Annotated in this window: 19 protein-coding genes; 16 read left to right on the top strand and 3 right to left on the bottom strand. The window is 33.7% G+C overall.

Annotated features, from left to right (window positions below; genetic code table 11):
- Positions 1–26 precede the first annotated feature (26 nt).
- The 6 genes from thrA to H3T80_RS06635 all read left to right on the top strand — a co-directional run bounded on the left by thrA (position 27) and on the right by H3T80_RS06635 (position 7,034).
- Positions 27–2,483, top strand: a complete 2,457-nt coding sequence (gene thrA / locus H3T80_RS06660; protein ID WP_198200879.1) for a bifunctional aspartate kinase/homoserine dehydrogenase I — start codon at positions 27–29, stop codon at positions 2,481–2,483.
- Positions 2,484–3,422 carry a homoserine kinase gene (thrB, locus tag H3T80_RS06655; RefSeq protein WP_086363837.1) on the top strand — a complete coding sequence of 313 codons (939 nt, stop codon included), beginning with the start codon at positions 2,484–2,486 and terminating at the stop codon, positions 3,420–3,422.
- 77 nt (positions 3,423–3,499) lie between these two features.
- Positions 3,500–4,789 carry a threonine synthase gene (thrC, locus tag H3T80_RS06650; protein ID WP_198200877.1) on the top strand — a complete coding sequence of 430 codons (1,290 nt, stop codon included), beginning with the start codon at positions 3,500–3,502 and terminating at the stop codon, positions 4,787–4,789.
- A gap of 161 nt (positions 4,790–4,950) precedes the next feature.
- On the top strand, positions 4,951–5,403 hold the full coding sequence (gene nrdR, locus H3T80_RS06645; protein ID WP_086363835.1) for a transcriptional regulator NrdR: 453 nt from the start codon (positions 4,951–4,953) through the stop codon (positions 5,401–5,403).
- Positions 5,404–5,423: 20 nt separating this feature from the next.
- Positions 5,424–6,527, top strand: a complete 1,104-nt coding sequence (gene ribD, locus H3T80_RS06640; protein ID WP_110447174.1) for a bifunctional diaminohydroxyphosphoribosylaminopyrimidine deaminase/5-amino-6-(5-phosphoribosylamino)uracil reductase RibD — start codon at positions 5,424–5,426, stop codon at positions 6,525–6,527.
- Between the two features lie 33 nt (positions 6,528–6,560).
- The gene (locus tag H3T80_RS06635) at positions 6,561–7,034 is read left to right on the top strand and encodes a hypothetical protein (protein ID WP_110447175.1); all 474 of its coding nucleotides are present in this window, start codon (positions 6,561–6,563) and stop codon (positions 7,032–7,034) included.
- 445 nt (positions 7,035–7,479) lie between these two features.
- Here the strand turns inward: H3T80_RS06635 and H3T80_RS06630 are convergent, their stop codons facing one another.
- Positions 7,480–8,064 carry a PfkB family carbohydrate kinase gene (locus H3T80_RS06630; protein ID WP_198200875.1) on the bottom strand — a complete coding sequence of 195 codons (585 nt, stop codon included), beginning with the start codon at positions 8,062–8,064 and terminating at the stop codon, positions 7,480–7,482.
- Between the two features lie 144 nt (positions 8,065–8,208).
- Positions 8,209–9,063 carry a tagatose bisphosphate family class II aldolase gene (locus tag H3T80_RS06625; RefSeq protein ID WP_110447176.1) on the bottom strand — a complete coding sequence of 285 codons (855 nt, stop codon included), beginning with the start codon at positions 9,061–9,063 and terminating at the stop codon, positions 8,209–8,211.
- Positions 9,064–9,398: 335 nt separating this feature from the next.
- On the opposite strand from H3T80_RS06625, the gene H3T80_RS06620 reads away from it, so the two are divergent.
- Both H3T80_RS06620 and H3T80_RS06615 read left to right on the top strand, forming a co-directional pair.
- The gene (locus H3T80_RS06620) at positions 9,399–10,217 is read left to right on the top strand and encodes a DeoR/GlpR family DNA-binding transcription regulator (RefSeq protein ID WP_198200874.1); all 819 of its coding nucleotides are present in this window, start codon (positions 9,399–9,401) and stop codon (positions 10,215–10,217) included.
- Positions 10,218–10,222: 5 nt separating this feature from the next.
- Complete coding sequence (locus H3T80_RS06615) at positions 10,223–11,188, top strand: sugar kinase (RefSeq protein WP_198200873.1); 966 nt, start codon at positions 10,223–10,225, stop codon at positions 11,186–11,188.
- Between the two features lie 229 nt (positions 11,189–11,417).
- Here the strand turns inward: H3T80_RS06615 and hemW are convergent, their stop codons facing one another.
- Positions 11,418–12,551, bottom strand: coding sequence for a radical SAM family heme chaperone HemW (gene hemW, locus H3T80_RS06610; RefSeq protein ID WP_198200872.1), 1,134 nt, complete (start codon positions 12,549–12,551; stop codon positions 11,418–11,420).
- 187 nt (positions 12,552–12,738) lie between these two features.
- On the opposite strand from hemW, the gene H3T80_RS06605 reads away from it, so the two are divergent.
- From H3T80_RS06605 to ftsI, 8 genes are all read left to right on the top strand, one after another.
- Entirely contained in the window at positions 12,739–13,611 is an 873-nt protein-coding gene (locus tag H3T80_RS06605; protein ID WP_198200871.1) for a D-hexose-6-phosphate mutarotase, read from the top strand.
- A 186-nt stretch (positions 13,612–13,797) separates the two neighbouring features.
- A complete protein-coding gene (gene rplY, locus H3T80_RS06600) occupies positions 13,798–14,082 on the top strand; it encodes a 50S ribosomal protein L25 (RefSeq protein WP_198200870.1) in 285 nt (94 codons plus the stop codon).
- Positions 14,083–14,275: 193 nt separating this feature from the next.
- Positions 14,276–15,736 carry a glucose-6-phosphate dehydrogenase gene (gene zwf, locus H3T80_RS06595; protein WP_198200861.1) on the top strand — a complete coding sequence of 487 codons (1,461 nt, stop codon included), beginning with the start codon at positions 14,276–14,278 and terminating at the stop codon, positions 15,734–15,736.
- A gap of 13 nt (positions 15,737–15,749) precedes the next feature.
- Entirely contained in the window at positions 15,750–16,448 is a 699-nt protein-coding gene (pgl, locus tag H3T80_RS06590) for a 6-phosphogluconolactonase (protein WP_198200859.1), read from the top strand.
- Positions 16,449–16,829: 381 nt separating this feature from the next.
- Complete coding sequence (gene mraZ / locus H3T80_RS06585; RefSeq protein ID WP_110447183.1) at positions 16,830–17,276, top strand: division/cell wall cluster transcriptional repressor MraZ; 447 nt, start codon at positions 16,830–16,832, stop codon at positions 17,274–17,276.
- 15 nt (positions 17,277–17,291) lie between these two features.
- Complete coding sequence (gene rsmH / locus H3T80_RS06580) at positions 17,292–18,227, top strand: 16S rRNA (cytosine(1402)-N(4))-methyltransferase RsmH (RefSeq protein WP_232350106.1); 936 nt, start codon at positions 17,292–17,294, stop codon at positions 18,225–18,227.
- The gene (gene ftsL, locus H3T80_RS06575) at positions 18,220–18,600 is read left to right on the top strand and encodes a cell division protein FtsL (protein WP_198200857.1); all 381 of its coding nucleotides are present in this window, start codon (positions 18,220–18,222) and stop codon (positions 18,598–18,600) included. The genes rsmH and ftsL overlap by 8 nt, the downstream gene beginning before the upstream one ends.
- Entirely contained in the window at positions 18,600–20,378 is a 1,779-nt protein-coding gene (gene ftsI, locus H3T80_RS06570) for a peptidoglycan glycosyltransferase FtsI (protein WP_198200855.1), read from the top strand. The genes ftsL and ftsI overlap by 1 nt, the downstream gene beginning before the upstream one ends.
- Positions 20,379–20,383 lie beyond the last annotated feature (5 nt).

Below are 20,383 nucleotides of genomic sequence, written 5' to 3'. Positions count from 1 at the left end.
AATTAGAAAAATAAGTAAGGTGTGATATGAAAGTTTTAAAATTTGGAGGAACATCTGTTGCCAACGCAGAACGCTTTTTGCGTGTAGCAGAGATTGTTGAGAATAATGCTAAACAAGAACAAACAGCAACAGTTTTATCTGCACCAGCTAAAATTACCAATCATTTAGTCGCAATGGTTGAAAAAACTGTAGCACGGCAAGATATACAAACAAATATTTATGATGCAGAAAAAATCTTTGCGGATCTCTTAGCAGGAATATCACAAGTACTGCCTAATTTTGCCTATGAAGAGATGAAAAAATTTGCACTCAATGAGTTAAATAATGTCAAACAATTGTTAGAAGGTATTCGATTATTAGGTCAATGTCCTGATAGTATTAATGCTACTATCATTTGCCGAGGTGAAAAACTTTCAATTGCAATCATGCAAGAGGTGCTAAAAGCAAAAGGTCATGCAGTGACCGTAATTAATCCGGTAGCAATGTTAATTGCCGAAGGTGATTATTTAGAATCAACGGTTGATATTGTTGAATCATCTCATCGCATCAGCGAGATGCGTATTCCACCAGAAAATATTATTTTGATGCCAGGTTTTACTGCTGGAAATGAAAAAGGTGAATTAGTTGTTCTTGGTCGTAATGGTTCTGATTATTCGGCATCAGTTTTAGCAGCATGTTTACGTGCAAATAGCTGTGAAATTTGGACCGATGTTGATGGAGTTTATACTTGTGATCCTAGAATTGTACCTGATGCCAAATTACTAAAAACCATGTCTTATCAAGAAGCAATGGAGTTATCTTACTTTGGTGCTAAAGTACTTCATCCAAGAACAATTTTGCCAATTGCCCAATTTCAAATTCCATGCTTAATTAAAAATACCAATAATCCAGATGCTCCAGGGACTTTAATTGGTGCAAATGTTGTGGATAGTTCAACTCCAGTAAAAGGTATAACCAATTTAAATAATATGGCGATGATTAATGTATCAGGACCAGGATTAAAAGGTATGGTTGGTATGTCTGCTCGAGTATTTTCTGCTATGACTTATGCTGGGATTTCGGTGGTACTAATTACCCAATCATCATCTGAATATAGTATTAGTTTTTGTGTTCCTCAAACTGAACTATATCGTGCTGAAGAGGCATTAAGTGATGAATTTTATTTAGAATTAAAAGATGGCTTACTTGAACCTATCGAAGTGATTGACAAATTGGCAATTATTTCTGTTGTTGGTGATGGTATGCGTACGTTACGTGGTTTATCTGCTAACTTCTTTACTGCATTAGCTCGAGCCAATATTAACATCGTGGCAATTGCACAAGGTTCATCAGAGCGTTCAATTTCGGTTGTGGTTGATAATGATGTTGCTGTAATGGGGGTACGTGTAACGCACCAAATGCTTTTTGGTACAGATAAAATGCTAGATGTGTTTATTATTGGTGTTGGTGGTGTTGGTGGTGCATTGGTTGATCAAATTGGTCGCCAACAAAAATGGCTCAAAAATAAACAGATAGATTTACGGGTTTGTGGTTTATTCAATTCCAAACATTCTGTACTGAATCGTGATGGTATTGATTTAGCTAATTGGCGTGATCAAATAAAACAAAGTGATACAGATTATACTTTAAATAGTATTATTGAATTTGCTAAAAACAATCGATTACTTAATCCAATCTTAGTTGACTGCACTTCAAGTAGTGACGTATCAGATAAATATGTTGATTTCCTTGCTAATGGCTTCCATGTGGTTACACCAAATAAGAAAGCTAATACAAGTTCAATGGCTTATTACCTTCGCTTACGGCAAGAAGCGGCCAATAGTAAGCGTAAGTTTCAATATGATACCAATGTTGGTGCTGGTTTACCTGTAATAGAAAATTTACAAAATCTGCTTAATGCAGGTGATGAACTGATCAAGTTTTCCGGCATATTATCTGGATCGTTATCTTTTATTTTTGGTAAATTAGATGAAGGTATGTCATTATCAGAAGCGACTAAATTGGCGAAAGAAAAAGGCTTTACCGAACCAGATCCTCGTGATGACTTATCTGGGACCGATGTAGCCAGAAAATTATTGATTTTAGCTAGAGAAGCAGGATTACAACTGGAATTAGATCAAATTAAAGTTGAATCTGTTCTTCCTGCGGAATATTCTCAAGGTAATATTGATGAGTTTATGTCAAAACTGCCACAACTAGATGCTGAATTTAAAGAAAAATCAGAAAAAGCAGCCAAAGATGGGAAAGTATTACGGTATGTAGGTAGTATTGATGATGGTAAATGTAGCGTCAAAATAGAAGCTGTTGATGCAGATGATCCACTTTATAAAGTTAAAAATGGTGAAAATGCGTTAGCATTTTATACTAGGTATTATCAACCAATTCCATTAGTATTACGTGGTTATGGCGCTGGTAATGATGTAACTGCAGCAGGTGTTTTTGCTGATATTTTACGAACCACATCGGGAAAAATTGGAGGCTAAATGAGTCATAAATCATTAACTGTTTATGCTCCTGCATCAATGGCAAACATTAGTGTTGGTTTTGATATTTTGGGGGCGGCAATCAATCCAATTAGTGGTGCAATGTTAGGTGACTGTATTACTATTGAGTCTGCAACTGAGTTTAACCTTACTTGCAAAGGGCAGTTTGTCAAAAAACTGCCAAAAGATCCCAAGTTCAATATTGTTTATCAATGTTGGCAGCGTTTCTGTAAGGCTATGAATAAAACATTACCTGTGAGTATAACTCTTGAAAAAAATATGCCAATTGGTTCTGGTTTAGGCTCAAGCGCTTGCTCAGTAGTTGGTGCTTTTGTTGCATTAAATAAGTTTTTCAATGAACCATTTAATGAGTTTGAGATGCTTTCGATGATGGGAGAGCTAGAAGGGCGTATATCTGGTAGTGTGCATTATGATAATGTGGCACCTTGTTATTTAGGTGGTATGCAACTTATTTTAGATGAAATGGGTGTTATCAGTGAGTCGATTCCTCACTTTGAAAATTGGTATTGGGTAATGGCCTATCCTGGTATTAAAGTTTCTACAGCAGAAGCCAGAGCTATTCTGCCTGCTCAATACCAAAAAGCTGATTGTGTTGCTCATGGTCGCTATGTCGGTGGTTTTTTACATGCTTGCTATACTAAACAACCTAAACTTGCTGCGGCAATGTTAATTGATAATATTGCTGAACCTTATCGTAAACAATTGCTACCTAATTTTGACGAAACACAAAAGAAAGTAAAACAACTTGGCGCATTAGCTTCAGGGATATCAGGATCTGGACCGACGATGTTTGTTGTGGCGGATAATCTTGAAACGGCACAGCAGATAGAGTCATTATTAAAAAGCTCTTATCTACAAAATGAAGATGGTTTTACCCATATTTGTAAAATAGATCCACAAGGTGCAAGAGTGATTTAAGTTAATTGTTATTAAATTGGACAATAAGATTAAATCAAAAAGAAAACAATTAAAGTATAAAATAGTTGGAACAAATTATGAAACTGTATAACTTAAAAGATCATTCTGAACAAGTTAGTTTTGCTCAGGCCGTACAACAAGGATTAGGTAAAGGGCAAGGATTATTTTTCCCAGAGCAATTACCAAAATTTTCAGATGCAGAAATAGAGTCATTGCTAAACATGGATTTTGTTACTAGAAGTGCCAAAATATTATCGGCTTTTATTGGTAATGAAATTAGTGATAACGATATGCATCGATTAGTACAAAATGCCTTCCAATTTCCAGCTCCAGTCAAATCAGTAGAAGATGATATTGGTTCACTTGAACTCTATCATGGTCCAACATTAGCATTTAAAGATTTTGGTGGCCGCTTTATGGCACAAGCATTAGTTCAAGTCGCTGCGGATAAAAAAATCACAATCTTAACGGCAACCTCTGGAGACACAGGTGCAGCTGTTGCGCATGCTTTTTTTCACTTACCTAATATTCGCGTAGTGATTCTATATCCAGAAGGTAAAATTAGCCCTTTACAAGAAAAACTATTTTGTACTTTAGGTGATAATATCCACACCATTGCTATTCAAAGTGATTTTGATGCTTGCCAAGCATTAGTTAAAAAGGCGTTTGATGATGAAGAGTTAAAAAATATTATTGGTTTAAACTCAGCAAACTCCATTAATATAAGTCGGCTTTTAGCTCAAATTTGCTATTATTTTGAAGCTTATGCTCAATTGACAGCGGAACAACGAAAACAATTAGTTATTTCTGTGCCAAGTGGTAACTTTGGTGATTTAACTGCCGGATTGCTGGCTAAAACTATGGGGTTGCCAATTAAACGTTTTATTGCAGCAACTAATGCCAACGATACTGTTCCTCGTTATTTAGAAACCGGTAAATGGGAGCCACATAAAACTGTAGCTACACTATCTAACGCTATGGATGTAAGTCAACCTAATAACTGGCCAAGAATTGAAGAAATTTATCAACGAGAAGGTTGGGTATTAAAATCATTAGGTCATGCAGCTGTTTCTGATGAGGTTTCTGTACAAACTGTTCAAGAATTGGATAAAAAAGGTTATTTATCTGAGCCTCATGGTGCTATTGCTTATCGAGCTTTACGCGATCAATTGCAAGAAGGGGAGTATGGTTTATTTTTAGGAACTGCACATCCAGCCAAGTTTAAAGAAGTGGTAGAAGATATTCTTGGTAGGTCTATTCCATTACCACCAGCATTAGCTGAAAGGGCTGAGATGCCATTGCTTTCTCATTATATGCCTGATGATTTTGCAAAATTACGCGATTTTTTAATCTCATTAACATGGTAAATCAATTTTCCGTCACCGAATAGGTGGCGGAAATTTAACATTCATTTGAGTTTACTTCCATTAGAAATAGTATGCAGAATTTATATTACTTAGCTTAAATCTTGTTTAAAATAATAATTTCGGCTATTGTAATGTAAGTTAAACGTTTTCAGGATATATTTATGCACTGTCCGTTTTGTAATGCTGATGATACAAAGGTTATTGATTCTCGATTAGTTGGTGAAGGTTTTCAAGTTCGTCGTCGTCGACAATGTGTGGAATGCAATGAGCGTTTCACAACCTTTGAAGTGGCTGAATTAATTATGCCTAATGTTATTAAAAGTAATAAGGTTCGAGAACCTTTTAATGAAGAAAAACTTCGTAATGGTATAAAACGAGCTCTTGAAAAACGTCCGGTTAGTTTTGATGCAATTGAAGATGCTATTACACGTATTAAATCAAAACTTAGAGCTACAGGCGAACGTGAAGTGCAAGCAAAATTAATTGGTGATTTTGTAATTGAAGAGCTCAAAAATCTTGATAAAGTTGCTTATATTCGCTTCGCTTCTGTTTATTTCAGTTTTGATGATATTGAACAATTCAGTAATGAAATAGCGAAGTTGCAACAAAAATAATCTTAATTTAAAAGATAGCTATGGATAAAGATCTATATTATATGCAGCAAGCTATTGAGCTTGCTGAACTCGGTCGCTTTACCACTACCCCTAATCCTAATGTTGGTTGTGTTATTGTTAAAAATGATCAGATCATTGGCAAAGGTTATCATCAAAAAGCTGGCCAACCCCATGCCGAAGTTTATGCATTAAGAATGGCTGGTGACCAATCAAAAGGGGCAACGGCTTATGTAACATTAGAACCTTGCAGTCATTTTGGTCGAACTCCACCTTGTGCTGATGCTCTTATTCAAGCTGGCATAACGCGGGTAATTATTGCTATGCAAGATCCTAATCCTAACGTTGCTGGTAATGGCATTAAACGATTAAAAGATGCTGGAATTGAAGTTCAAGTTGGCATTTTAACTGAGCAAGCTGAGGCAATTAATAAAGGTTTTTTAAAACGCATGCGGACCGGCCTGCCATACGTCCAACTTAAAATGGCCGCTTCATTGGATGGTAAAATTGCTATGGCCTCCGGTGAAAGCAAATGGATCACATCAGCATTAGCAAGACAAGATGTACAACAATATAGAGCTCAAGCTAGTTGTATATTGAGCACCAGGAAAACAGTTCAAGCTGATAATGCCAGTTTAACTGTTAGATTTAATGAATTGCCTGATTCAATTAAAGAAATTTATCCTTTCGATGAAGTTCGTCAACCCGTACGAGTGATAATCGATAGTCAAAATCAAATGATTGGTAATGAAAATATTTTCAACAATTCTGGTGAAAATTGGATTGTTCGTAAGCAAAATCTGCCAATATTATCTTCAAATAGCAAACTTATCATTGAATCATCAACTAATCATCAAGTTGATTTATCAGAGTTGTTATCCATATTAGCTAAGCAACAAATGAATTCTGTATGGGTTGAAGCTGGATCTCATTTAGCCGGTGCGCTAATCGAACAAGATCTGGTTGATGAATTAATCATATATTATGCTCCTAAATTGCTAGGTCATAATGCCCAAGATATGTGCGTATTGCCTAACCTACAAAAACTTTCATTCGCGCCTCAATTCCAATTTGAGTCTGTTGACGTTGTCGGTGATGATTTACGAGTGGTATTAAAAAGAAAATAATAACCTATTTTCGCTGAAAATAAGGATTAAAAAATGAATCGTGATATTGGCAATATGTATGAAAAGCAACGGTTTACAACTCTTGATATTGAGCAATTTCTTAACACAAATGAATACCAGGTAATTGATGATTTTTCTTATGCCGAAATAGAAGGTATTGCCAAGGTCTGTGGTTATCAAATTGTATTTTTTTATCTTTCAGACAATATCGCGGTATTATCGATTGATGATGTTGTAGGGAATCCTTTTTTAGTTGATAAAGCCAATCAAATTTTAAGTTACCTTGACTTTGAGTTTAAAATTGGTCACCCATTTGAATTAACAGAACAATTTAATCATAATTACATATTTAAATATTCTATTTATGAAGATGAAATGAATTATTACTATGACTTTCAAGGAATGTTGTTAGTTTTAGGCATCAATTGGCAAGGTGATTTAGTTTCATTTGAATTAGTTAAGGATGAAAGTATTATCAATAATCGTCTAGAGATTTTTGCTACTTAAAGGGATTTTAATTTCTTTAAATCTAAGCACCATTTTGTTAACAGGTATCATTGATATCGAGTTTAATAGTATGTGGCAAAAAGATTTGCATATTCTTTTTATTAATAATTAATTTTCTTCAAATATTATTTACCTTATTTTGTATATTGCTATATTGATTAAATTATCTAATAAAAACATGGAACTAATCACTGAACTATAAAAATGGATTAACTAATTACCATGGTTTTAATTTTGCAACCTATTATTTTATCTGCATTACTTCAAGTTGATTGATATAGAGACTAATTTTAGCTAGTAGCCCTAAACCATCTGATTCGGCAACATTGGTACCAGTTGCTGATGCTTTTTTTCATAGCTAGTTCATAGTTGCTTTGAGCAGGAAGCCATTTGCTAAGAAATGCGGCCAGTGATGCATCTCCTGTACAAGCTGAACTTAATTGTTTTATGGATACTGAATTACAGAACCAAATATTCTTGCATTTGAAAAATAAAGTCCTTTTGAGCCCATCGTTAATAATATATTTTGTGCGCCTTTCGAATTTATATATTCTAAGGTTATAATAATTCGTTTAGTTGTTTCAATGGTTAAACCAAAAATCTCTGTCAATTCATCATTATTAGGTTTGATAAGTAGAGGTTTATATGTTAATAAATCTTGTAATATAGGATGACTAATATCTAGAATTATTTCGATATTTTTACTTTGGAAAATTTTTAAAATGGATTGAAAATATTCTGGTTTGATATTTTGCGGTAAACTTTTACTAATAACTAAATAGCTATCATTATTGAGAGACTCAATAATAGTTAGCATTTCGGTTTTTTTGTGGTCGGGAACGAAAGGTCCTTTTCCTACCAATTTGTATTCATCTTTCCCATTGCTAATGAAAACATTAATTTGAGTAATATCATCAATTAAGCAAGGGATAGTTTGTATTTGCATCTTGGCTAATTCATCGAGAATATACTTCCCCGAAAATTCCCCAAAAAAACCTAATGCACGACTCGTTTTATTAAATTTATGCAATACAATTGAAACATTGATTGCTTTACCATTTAGGACTATATTCAGTATATGATGTTCGGTTTACTGAATTAGGTTTTAGGTCGTTGCAATAAATATTCATATCAATTGCAGTATTCAGCGTTAAAGCATATATCATTTAACCCTCTATAATTTACCTGCACATCCACAAGTTGTAATGATCTTTTTAACAATTTCTTTCATTGCCGCTTTAGCAGGTTTCATATAGTGCCGAGGATCATTAGCATCTGGATTTTCAATAAAGTATTGTTTTAGGGCATCAGAAAAAGCAATTTTTAATTCTGTTGCAACATTAACTTTACAAATACCACGTTTTATACATTCACGAACATCTTTATCAGGAACGCCTGAAGCGCCATGTAAAACTAATGGAATATCTACTACTGAACGAATTTCTGATAAACGTTCAAAATCAAGTTTTGGTTCTGATTTATACATTCCATGTGCTGTACCTATCGCAATAGCTAACGAGTCTATGTTTGTTTTCTTAACAAATTCTATAGCTTGTTGTGGATTTGTATATAATGCATCTTTAGCATCGACAACAAGATCATCTTCGACACCACCAAGGCGACCGAGTTCAGCTTCAACACTTACATCATATCGGTGAGCATAATCAACAACCCGTTTTACAAGGGCAATATTTTCATCGAAAGGAAAGTGTGAACCATCAATCATTACCGATCTAACACCGGCATTTATTTTGTTAGTTATATCATTGAATTCTTCATGGTGATCTAAGTGTACAGCTAATGGAACATTATGTTTTCTTGATAATTCATTAGCAATAGCAATGATATTTTCAGTTCCTGCATAACTATATGTTCCTGGCGTACCAGCTAAAATGACCGGAGATTGACATTCAGCCACTGTTTCAACAATTACTTGCATTGTTTCTAAATTATGGATATTGAAGGCGGGAATAGCATACTGCTCTTTTTGGGCTTTTTTTAACATATTATGACTTGAGATAATACTCATTTTACTGCTCCTTAACTATAGTGAACCTCATAATCTTTAGTTTCTTTCAAATTGGAATTATTTTTTGTTAATTATGATTGCAAAATGAAAGTTATACTAGTGTAAATATTGTGAGATGGATCACAAATACTGACTTTTATCTCTGAATAAGAAATGTAATTGAGTATTTTTTTTGTCAAATATTTTCGATTAACCTAGAATAGAGAATAACTCTTCATATATATGAAAATTATATAGTTACAGTTTTAAACGGTTATGGTTTGTTGTAGATCATTTATATGATGAGGTTTATGAGTCTTGTACGAAGTATTTACCATTAACATAGGAAGTGAAAATTGGCTAAAGCATCTTCAGCTCTATTGAAACGTCGATTGGATATCGCAAAAATTGTACGCCAAAATGGTGAAGTAAAAGTTGATGAGTTGTCTGATCAGTTAAAGGTTTCTCATGTTACTATCCGACAAGATTTAACTTACCTTGAACAACAAGGATATTTAAAACGTTCATTTGGTGGCGCTATTTATATTTCTCCTGAGGGGCAAGTTCACAATTCTGTTGCATTAAATTCAAGTCAAACTAAGGGCAATTCTGATATTGATTTAGCAAAAGCGTGTTTAAGTTATATTAATGATGGTGATACTATTTTTTTAGGACATGGTTTTTTAACTCGGAAACTAATTCCTTTTTTACATAAAAAAAAATCATTACGTATCATTATGAATGATATAAGAAATGCACAATTAGTACGTGAATTTTCCGATGCAGAAGTCATTTTAATTGGTGGCGTTTTATGTGAAGGAAATATTATAAAAAGCTGTAATGAATTGATTAGCATTGGCAATAAGTATGCCATTTCTCATTTCATTATCGAATTAGCAGCCATAGATGGAGATAATTCTCTGATTATTGAAAATTGTGAACAAAAAGAAATATATCAACAAATCTTAAAATATTCTCAACATACTATTGGCCTTTTATTAGAAAGATCTTTACTTGCTGATAATCATAGTATTGGTAAATTAAAACATATAGATGTCACAATATTATCTAAAGCAGCGGTGACTGAGTATCATCACCAATTGTTAAATTCTAATTTTAAACAAATTGCGATTAATAAATATTGTATGACTTATCATAATCTATTGGGGACATAACTAATATGGAATTTAAAATTTGTACTGTAGGTGAATTGCTGGTTGAATTTTTGGCAAAGGAAAATAATCAACGCTTTGATCAAACAGGTGAATTTATTGGTCCTTATCCAAGTGGTGCTCCAGCAATATTTGCTGATCAAGTCGCTAAATTAGGTTTTCCTGTCATTTTATTTAGCTGTGTGGGAAAAGATAGCTTTGGAAAAATGTGCATTAATCGGCTTAAAAAAGATGGGGTGATTATTGACGGTATTACTTCACATAGTATGGCTAATACTGGTAGTGCATTTGTTAGTTATCAAGACCATAGTGACAGAGATTTTATTTTTAATATTCCTAATAGTGCATGTGGTTTACTATCATTTAATCATATTGATGAAAAATTGTTAAAAGATTGTAATCATTTGCATGTTATGGGGTCTTCGTTGTACTCTTTTCGAGCTATTGATGCGATGAGAAAAGCCTTGGATCTCATTAAAAATAAAGGTGGAACAATTTCGTTTGATCCTAATTTACGCAAAGAGATGTTTAACATTCAAGAAATGGAACAATCTTTTGGTTATATTATGGAGTATACCGATATTTTCTTACCTAGCGAAAATGAGGTTTGTTATTTTGCTCAGAATGATGAAAGTGAACAACAAACTATGTCAAATTTGCTAAACAATGGTATTAAGCATATTGTTGTAAAAGGTGGTGCTAAAGGAGCCAATTATTATGGTTTAGATGAACAAAAATGCTTAAAAATGATTCATGTAGATGGTTTTAATGTCGATTCTGTTGATCCAACCGGCGCTGGTGATTGTTTTGGTGCGACATTTGTGAGTTTATTATTAGCAGGGTACCCTGTTGAAACCGCACTACAATTTGCTAATGTGAGCGGTGCATTGGCTGTATCAAAACAAGGGCCGATGGAAGGAACGTCTTCACTTACCGAAATCCAACAGTTTTTATCAAAACATACAACTATTTAATTTGGTAACGAAAACTTAATTTTCCTTATTACAAAAAAATCCCAATAACATTGTTATTGGGAAAACATAAGGAATAGGAAAAACAATGAAATAAATGCATTGTAGAAGTTAGTATGCTCTTTTTTTGAAAAAATGTAAGTAAAGAAATTTATATGTTTGTTTAAATAGTTAGTATTTTTTTTGTTAATATATAGTAAAGAAAATTGTTGTCTTATTTTAATTAATTTTGTTATAAGAAAATTTCTAGCAATGAATTTAAGAATAACTTGCCGTGATCTGTTATTTGCCAAGTTTTGTCATCTTCAACTAAATAATTTTTTTCTATAGCAAGAGAAATCGGTTGATCAATAGATTGCATAGGTAAAAATGTTCTTTGCTCAAACTCGATTTTAGGTGTTGGTTCAAATAGTCTGAATCTATTCATAAAAAATTCAAAGGCTAATTCATCTTTAGCTACAGTATAAGAGCGCTCTAAATAACGTCCTTGCATATATCCTTGTGGATGTTTTGTTTTCACCGTACGAATAATGGTACCGTCATTTTGTGTTAGTTTGCCATGAGCACCACAACCAATACCGATATAATCGCCGAATCGCCAATAATTTAGATTATGTTGGCATTGATAATTTGGTTTTGCATAAGCCGATGTTTCATATTGCTGATATCCATGGTTAGTTAGCAATTGGTGTCCTTGTTGATAAATATCCCAGAGCATATCATCATCAGGTAAAACAGGAGGTTTAGAACCAAACAAGGTATTCGGTTCAATTGTTAGTTGATACCAAGATAGATGTGGTGGAGCGATTGCAATTGCCTGTTTAAGATCATGCAATGCATCCTGAATTGTTTGATTTGGCAAGCCATGCATTAAGTCTAAATTAAAGCTTTTTAAATTTAAATCATGGGCTAACTTTCCTGCATCTATCGCTTCTTGTGGATTATGAACTCGTCCTAATTTCTGAAGTTTATCTGATTGAAAGCTTTGTACTCCAATCGATATACGGTTGATACCTGCTTGCTGATATCCTTTGAATCTTTCAACATCAACGGAATTAGGATTTGCTTCAATAGTAATTTCTGCATCATGATTAATTGGTATTATTTTGTTTATATTTGCCAATAAGTTATTAATTAATTCTGCAGAAAACAGGCTTGGGGTTCCACCACCTATGAAAATTGAATGAATGGAACGATCATGAGTAAGCAATACATCTTGTTTTAAATCATTAATTAAATGATCAATATATGCAGAGTAATCCGGCGCACTCTTCATTTTGTGTGAATTAAAATCGCAATATGGACATTTTTGCACACACCATGGCATATGTATATATAAACTCAGTGGAATTTTATACTGAAACATATGCCTTTCCTCAAATTTTTTACAAAGCGTGAGTAACTGATAAGAAATAGCTGGCTATATTACTCCAATTTAGTAAAAAAAGCTTTTATTGTCTGTATTCCGTTTTTATAATTCGAGTAATATGCGTACAATTAGATATAGATTATAGGCAGTATTCGCCAAGCAAATTAAATAGTTAGGAGTAAATATGAGTATTATTAAGCAGATTTTAGATAGTTATGCTACCGGTTCGTCATTGAGTTTATCAGTCCATCAAAATATATTTGGTGAATTACCTGTCCTAGTGATTAAACATCCTACATGTTCAGCAGCAGTATCGTTACAAGGTGCTCATTTACTATTTTGGCAACCTTCAACAGAAACTACACCGGTTATTTGGTTGAGTCAAAAAGCGAATTTTAAAAAAGAAATGGCAATTAGAGGTGGAGTGCCAATTTGTTGGCCATGGTTTGGTAAATTGGGTGATCCAATGCATGGTTTTGCTCGTTTAGTTGAATGGCAATTAGATTCTTGTAAAGAAGACAATAATGGTGTGGATTTAACTTTATCATTAACTAATAACCAACAGACAGAACGTTTTTTCACAAAACCTTTTAATGCAAGGTTAACCATCCATGTGGGACAAACTTGTGAAGTGACATTATCTTGCCAAGGAGATTTTGAAGCAACAAGTGCATTACATACTTATTTTGGTATTAATAATATTGATAATGTTACTGTTAAAGGTTTAGGGGATTCTTATCAAGATCGCTTACCAGTTGAAAATAAACCGGCTATTTTAGGACAACTAACCTTTAATCAAGAAGTCGATCGTGTTTATACTGATGCTGATGAAGCAATCACCGTCTTTGATGGTAAGCGAACCATTAAATTAACTAATATTAATGCAAGTGATGTCGTTACTTGGAATCCTTGGATAGATAAAGCCAGAGCAATGGCTGATTTCGCTGATCAAGAATATCAATCTATGGTATGCGTTGAGACCTGTCGTATTAATAAACCGTTAAAATTATCGACAAAACAAAAATCAGTATATGGGTTTAAGATTGAAGTGATTTAAGTATTATATTTTGCTTATTATAAATGCAATCAATATGTGACTTTATCTTTGTAGAGTTGATTATTTGATTGCGTTTACTAACATAACACTTTATAATCCCTAGCGCTTTTTGGAGCACTAATTTTATAACCAACTACTGGGTCGCCTGTAATTGGTTTTTATTTTGAATAAATAAGAGAAATCAATATGTTTACATTTAAAGCTGAAGTAAGAAAAGAGCATGGTAAGGGTGCGAGCCGCCGCCTGCGTCACGCTGGTCAGTTCCCAGCTATTGTTTATGGTGGAATAGAACCTGCAGTTTCTATCGTGTTAGATCACAACCAAGTATTCAATATGCAAGAAAAACCAGAATTTTATTCTGAAGTATTAACTATTGAAATTGATGGTAAAGCAGTTAAAGTTAAAGTACAAGCAGTACAACGTCATCCATTTAAACCAAAATTAGTTCATATGGATTTTGTACGCGCATAATTACTTATTTGTTGAATTGTTATTCAACACATTTTTAGATAAAAGGTCACCAATATGGTGGCCTTTTATTTTTTTATTAGAGTCTAAAAAAAGACAAATATCTATTATTATGATTGATTCTATTAACTTGATGTATACTGGTAATCAAACATAATGAAATAAATTGTAGATGACACCATTTTAGGAGAACTTCATGTCTGATATCCCAGCTTGCGATTTAGTTATTTTTGGCGCTAAAGGGGATTTAACGAGGCGTAAACTTTTACCGTCTTTATATCAATTAGAAAAATATGGAAAGTTACCAAAACAGACAAAAATTCTAGGTGTAGGCCGTGCTGATTGGGATCAAAAGGCTTATGCTGAAGTAGCTAAAGATGCGTTGACCTCATTTATGTCCGAGCCTTTAGATGAAAGTGTTTGGCAACGACTTAGTCAGCGTCTAAACTTTCATAAATTAGATGTTAATGATATATCAGGCTTTGATTCTTTGAAAAATAAACTTGAAAAATCGCATCCTGCTATTTTTTATTTTGCTATGCATCCGAATGCATTTGGGACTATCTGCCAAGGCTTAGCAGCTGCAGGTTTGAACCAATCTCAAAGTCGAATTGTCATGGAAAAGCCATTAGGTTTTGGTTTACAATCATCGAGAGAGATTAATGATTCAGTTGCAAAATTTTTTAGTGAGTCACAAGTTTATCGTATTGACCACTATTTAGGTAAAGAGTCAGTTTTAAATTTACTTGCATTACGCTTTGCTAACCCTGTGTTTGCTGCATTTTGGGATAGAAATTCAATCGATCATGTTGAAATAACTGTTGCCGAACAAGTTGGAATTGAGGGCCGCTGGGGGTACTTTGATAAAGCTGGACAAATGCGCGATATGGTGCAGAATCATTTATTGCAAATTCTTACTATGATTGCCATGTCTCCTCCAGCAAATCTTGACGATAATAGTTTGCGTAGAGAAAAGATTGCTGTACTTAATGCATTACGTCCAATTAATAAAGCTAATATTCGTGAAAAAGTAGTTAGAGGACAATATACTGCCGGATTTGTTAACGGTATCAATGTCCCCGGTTATTTAGAAGAAGATGGCGCAAATAAGCAAAGTAATACTGAAACATTTGTTGCTATTCGTGTAGATATAGACAATTGGCGTTGGGCTGGGGTTCCTTTCTATTTAAGGACAGGTAAACGCTTACCGAGTAAATGTTCTGAAGTAGTCGTTTATTTTAAATCTTTGCCTCTTAATTTATTTAGCGAGTCTTATTCAGAATTACCACAAAATAAACTAACCATCCGTTTACAACCAGATGAAGGTATGGACATTGAAATTTTAAATAAAGTACCTGGATTAGATAGTACTCATAATTTACAAACCACTAAACTCGACTTAAGTTTTAGAGAAACATTTCATCAACATAGTGCTGATGCCTATGAGCGTTTACTATTAGAAGTGATGCGTGGCAGACAAGCTTTATTTGTTCACCGTGATGAGGTTGAAGCAGCATGGAAATGGGTTGATTCAATTATTAGTGCTTGGAATGTAGATAATGAATCACCAAAAAACTATCCTGCAGGTACTTGGGGACCTGTCGCTTCAGTGGCTTTGATCACCAAAGATGGTCATTCATGGCATGAATTTGAATAGAGGAATTACGAAAATGTTTACATTAAATAAATACTCAAACAATCAACTATTGATTGAAGATTTAGCCTCCCATATTGTTAAAGAACTAAAAAAGGCTATTGAGAAAAAAGGACATGCTTCTATTGCCGTGTCTGGTGGAAAAACACCTATACCACTATTTAAATTATTAAGCCAACAAGATTTAGATTGGCATAAGGTTTTTATTACATTAGTTGATGATCGATGGGTAGCTGATACTGATGATGCGAGTAATGAGAAGTTAGTATTAACTTATTTACTACAAAATAAGGCTAAATTAGCTAATTTTGTCGGCTTGAAAAATAGTTGTGATAATCCATTCGACGGCGCAGAAATTACCGATAAAATATTAAATAAAATTCCGATGCCATTTGATGTGTTAATTTTGGGAATGGGTGAAGATGGACATACTGCCTCGCTTTTCCCTGGTGCAGCTAATTTAATGGCGGGCTTAGATATGAAATCCGGTCGCAAAGTTATCGGTATGACACCATTAACCGCTCCACTTGATCGTATTACCTTAACATTACCTACTATTTTAGATAGTGAAAATATCTATTTACATTTAGTCGGTGAAAGTAAGATGCAAGTGCTTGAGCAAGCAGAACAAGGTGATGATATTAATCAAATGCCTATTCGTGCAGTCTTGCAGCAGAATAGAGTCAATGTTATTGGTTTTTGGACCGCTTCTTAACTAAATCAACCTTGCTAGTTTTGACTGGTAAGGTTCTAATTGACAGTCAGGTACTAAAACCTCTTGTTACCTAAATCATTGGCTCTTTATATCTATAATATATTGATAAATAGAATTTTTTATTAGAAAGCATCAATTTTGTATTAAAAACTATATCCATAATTCCTTTTAATATTCTTTACTACTTTATTTCAGTTGTTAGGATTTACTAACAGTTATATACATTTTTTACATTGGTAGAAATAAATTAATTAAACATCTATTATTTTATTAACTTTTGTGGTAAAAAGTGGGGTAAAGTGGTAAAAAATAGGATTGCAATTAACATATTGATTTTTTTATAATTTAAAAATAATAAAAATTGTTAATAATGGTGCTTTCATGTTTAGTGGTGCAATTTTAGTCAGTTTAGATAGTAAAGGGCGAATAGCAATTCCTACTCGCTATCGTGATTTTTTGTCTGACGGCTTAGTTTGTACCATTGGTTTATATCATCCTTGTTTAACACTTTATTCAATGTCTGAATGGCAAAAAATTGAATTACAACTATCAACATTGTCAACTATTGTTGAAGTAGAAAGAAGAATTAAAAGGCTACTATTAGGTTATGCAACGGAATGTAATTTAGATAATGCTGGACGTATTTTACTACCACCAACTTTACGTACTTATGCAAAACTAGAAAAACATACTATGTTTGTCGGCCAATCCAATAAATTTGAGATTTGGGATGAAGGAATATGGTATCAACAAATTAGTGATGATATTGCTGCGTTACCAACAGATATTGAAAACTTATCAGATAATTTAAAAAATCTAACAATTTAATAAGAGTAAATAACAATGGATTATCAACATAAAACAGTTTTGTTAAATGAAGCTGTAACGGCATTGAATTTAAAAAAAAACGGTATTTATGTTGATGGGACTTTTGGTCGTGGCGGTCATTCTCGTTTGATCCTCGAACAATTAGGGGTTAAAGGGAAATTAATTGCAATTGACCGTGATGAGCGAGCTGAACAAGCAGCAGCTAAGATAAATGATCCTAGATTTACTTTTATTCGTGGTGAGTTTTCTAATGTTTATCAATATATTAATGAATTAGGGTTGTTAGGCAGCGTTGATGGTTTTTTGTTAGATTTAGGTGTGTCATCACCTCAATTAGATGATCCAGAAAGAGGATTTTCGTTTATGAGAGATGGACCACTTGATATGCGAATGAATAATCATAAAGGTGTAACTGCAAGTGAGTGGTTACTAAATAGTGATGAAAATGATATTGCATGGGTATTAAAAACTTTTGGTGAGGAAAAATTTGCTAAACGTATCGCACGTGCAATTGTTGAGCAAAATAAGGTGGCACCAATCACTCGAACTTTAGAGTTAGCGAGTTTAATTGAAAAAGCGACCCCGAAGAAAGATAAAAATAAACATCCTGCAACACGATCATTTCAAGCTATTAGGATTTACATAAATAGTGAACTAGAGGAAGTTGAACAAGCATTAAATAGCAGTTTATCGATATTGGCTAATCAAGGTAGACTGGCTGTGATTAGTTTTCATTCCTTAGAAGACAGAATTGTAAAACAATTTATTAATAAACAGAGTAAAGGCCCAGATTTACCTGCAGGGTTACCATTAACAGAACAACAAATTAAACAATATGGTAATGCTAAACTAAAATCACTTGGCAAAATTAAGCCGAGTAATGATGAAATATATGGTAACCCGCGTTCACGTAGCGCGATATTAAGGGTAGCAGAAAGGAAAAATGAATAGTAATCAAAACAATGAAATTTACAATAGAACTGATGTAGAAAAACACAATCAAAAAAGACCAAGCAAAAGTTTATTTGGATTAATCCTTAATGATTTGCTTGGTCATCAAAAAATTTCATTATTGTTATTGTTACTTATTATTATTTCTGCTGGTGCTGTATTAATAACTACTCAGCAGGTACGTAAACAATTATTTGAACGTGAACAATTATTGCTTGAACAAGATGTATTAGAAAGTGAATGGCGTAATTTAGTTATTGAAGAAAATGTTCTTGCAGATCCCAAACGGGTTGAAGAAAAAGCTAAAAATCAATTAGGAATGTCTTATGTGACACCACAAAATGAAACCGTTATTGTGATAAAGAGTAAATAATGAAGTTTGCCAATAAAAATAAAAAAGATAACGTAAGACTTAATACGAAATCGAATAAAGGGAATAAATTAAACAGTAAAAAACAAGTTTTTACGCTTAATAGATTCTACCTTGTATATGGCTTTATTATTTTAGCAATTATTGGTTTGTTGGTGAGATTGGCTGTTTTACAAATAATAGAACCCGATAAACTTATTGCTGAAGCCAATAAACGTTCAATTCGTCATCAAGAAATGATTGCGCCGAGAGCTATGATTACTGATCGTAATGGAAGAGCTTTGGCCGTTAGCGTTCCAATGTATGATGTTTGGGCTGATCCGAAAATAGTTGTGCAAAAAGGTGGTGTTGATGCCAATGATATTCGCTGGCAAGGATTAGCGAAAACGTTAAATATTCCAATATCGACATTAGAACAAAAATTGAGTAATCCATCGATGCGTTTTGTTTATTTATCTAAACAAATTACACCAACCATATCGGATTATTTAAAAAAATTAAAATTACCTGGAATATCGTTTGCTAAGACTTCAAAACGTTATTACCCTGCAGCAGAAAATATTGCCCAATTAATTGGCTTAACTGATATCGATGAGAACGGTACTGAAAAAGGTTCTGAAGGTATTGAAAAAAGTTTTAATAAATGGCTTATTGGAGAATCGGGACAACGTATAGTTAGACGAGATAGAGTTGGTCGTGTTATTGAGGAGCTCGAAAGAACAGAAAGTGAAATTGCCTCTGATTTAACGTTAAGCATTGATGAGCGTTTACAGTCGCTAGTTTATAGCGAGCTTAGCCAAGCAGTAGCATTTAATAAAGCTGATAGTGGTACAGCTGTTTTGATCGATGTTCATTCTGGTGAGATTTTAGCGATGGCAACCAGTCCATCCTATAATCCAAATAATCGAACTTCAATTGATTATAATTTGTTACGAAATCGGGCCATAACAGATGCATTCGAACCGGGTTCAACAGTTAAACCTTTAGTTGTTATGGCTGCATTAGAAAAGAAAATAGCCGACTTGAACACTATCATAGATACTAGACCTTTTTTAGTTAACCGCTATGAAATAAAAGATGTCTCTTATCAAAAAGCACTAAATTTGGCTGGTATTTTGGAAAAATCAAGTAACGTAGGGGTAAGTAAATTAGCACTACAAATGCAATCAGGTGATCTGGTTGAGTTTTATAGTCGTTTTGGCTTAGGTCAACCAACAGAACTTGGTTTAGGTGGTGAAGTTAGTGGTTCTATTGCTGCCGATAGAACAAGAAAATGGGCTGATATAGAGCGTGCAACATTTTCTTTTGGTTATGGTTTAAGCGTTACTCCATTACAATTGGCGAGAGCTTATGCAACTATTGGTAGCTATGGTGTTTATCGACCAGTTTCAATATTGAAAGTGAACGAACCAGTAGAAGGTAAACGGGTTGTAAGCGAAAAAATAGCTAAAACTGTAGTGCAATTGATGGAAGCTGTAGCCGTAACCGGTGGCGGTACTAAAGCTTCTGTTCCAGGGTATAGTGTCGGTGTTAAAACAGGGACAGCTAAAAAATTAGCTGGTGGTCGATATGTTAACCAGTATTTAGCTTATACCGCAGGTATTGCACCGGCAACAGGGCCAAAATATTCACTAGTTGTGGTAATTGATAATCCAAAAGCAGGGCAATATTATGGTGGCTCTGTTTCCGCACCTGTTTTTAGTCGAATTATGGGAGGCGTTCTTAGAACAATGAACGTTAAACCAGATCGCCAAGTAGATGGCCAAATGATCGTATATTAGTAGGT

The sequence above is a fragment of the Gilliamella sp. W8145 genome, from assembly GCF_016101145.1.
Lineage (GTDB): Bacteria > Pseudomonadota > Gammaproteobacteria > Enterobacterales > Orbaceae > Gilliamella > Gilliamella apis_A.
This window is presented reverse-complemented; position numbering and strand designations above follow the sequence as displayed.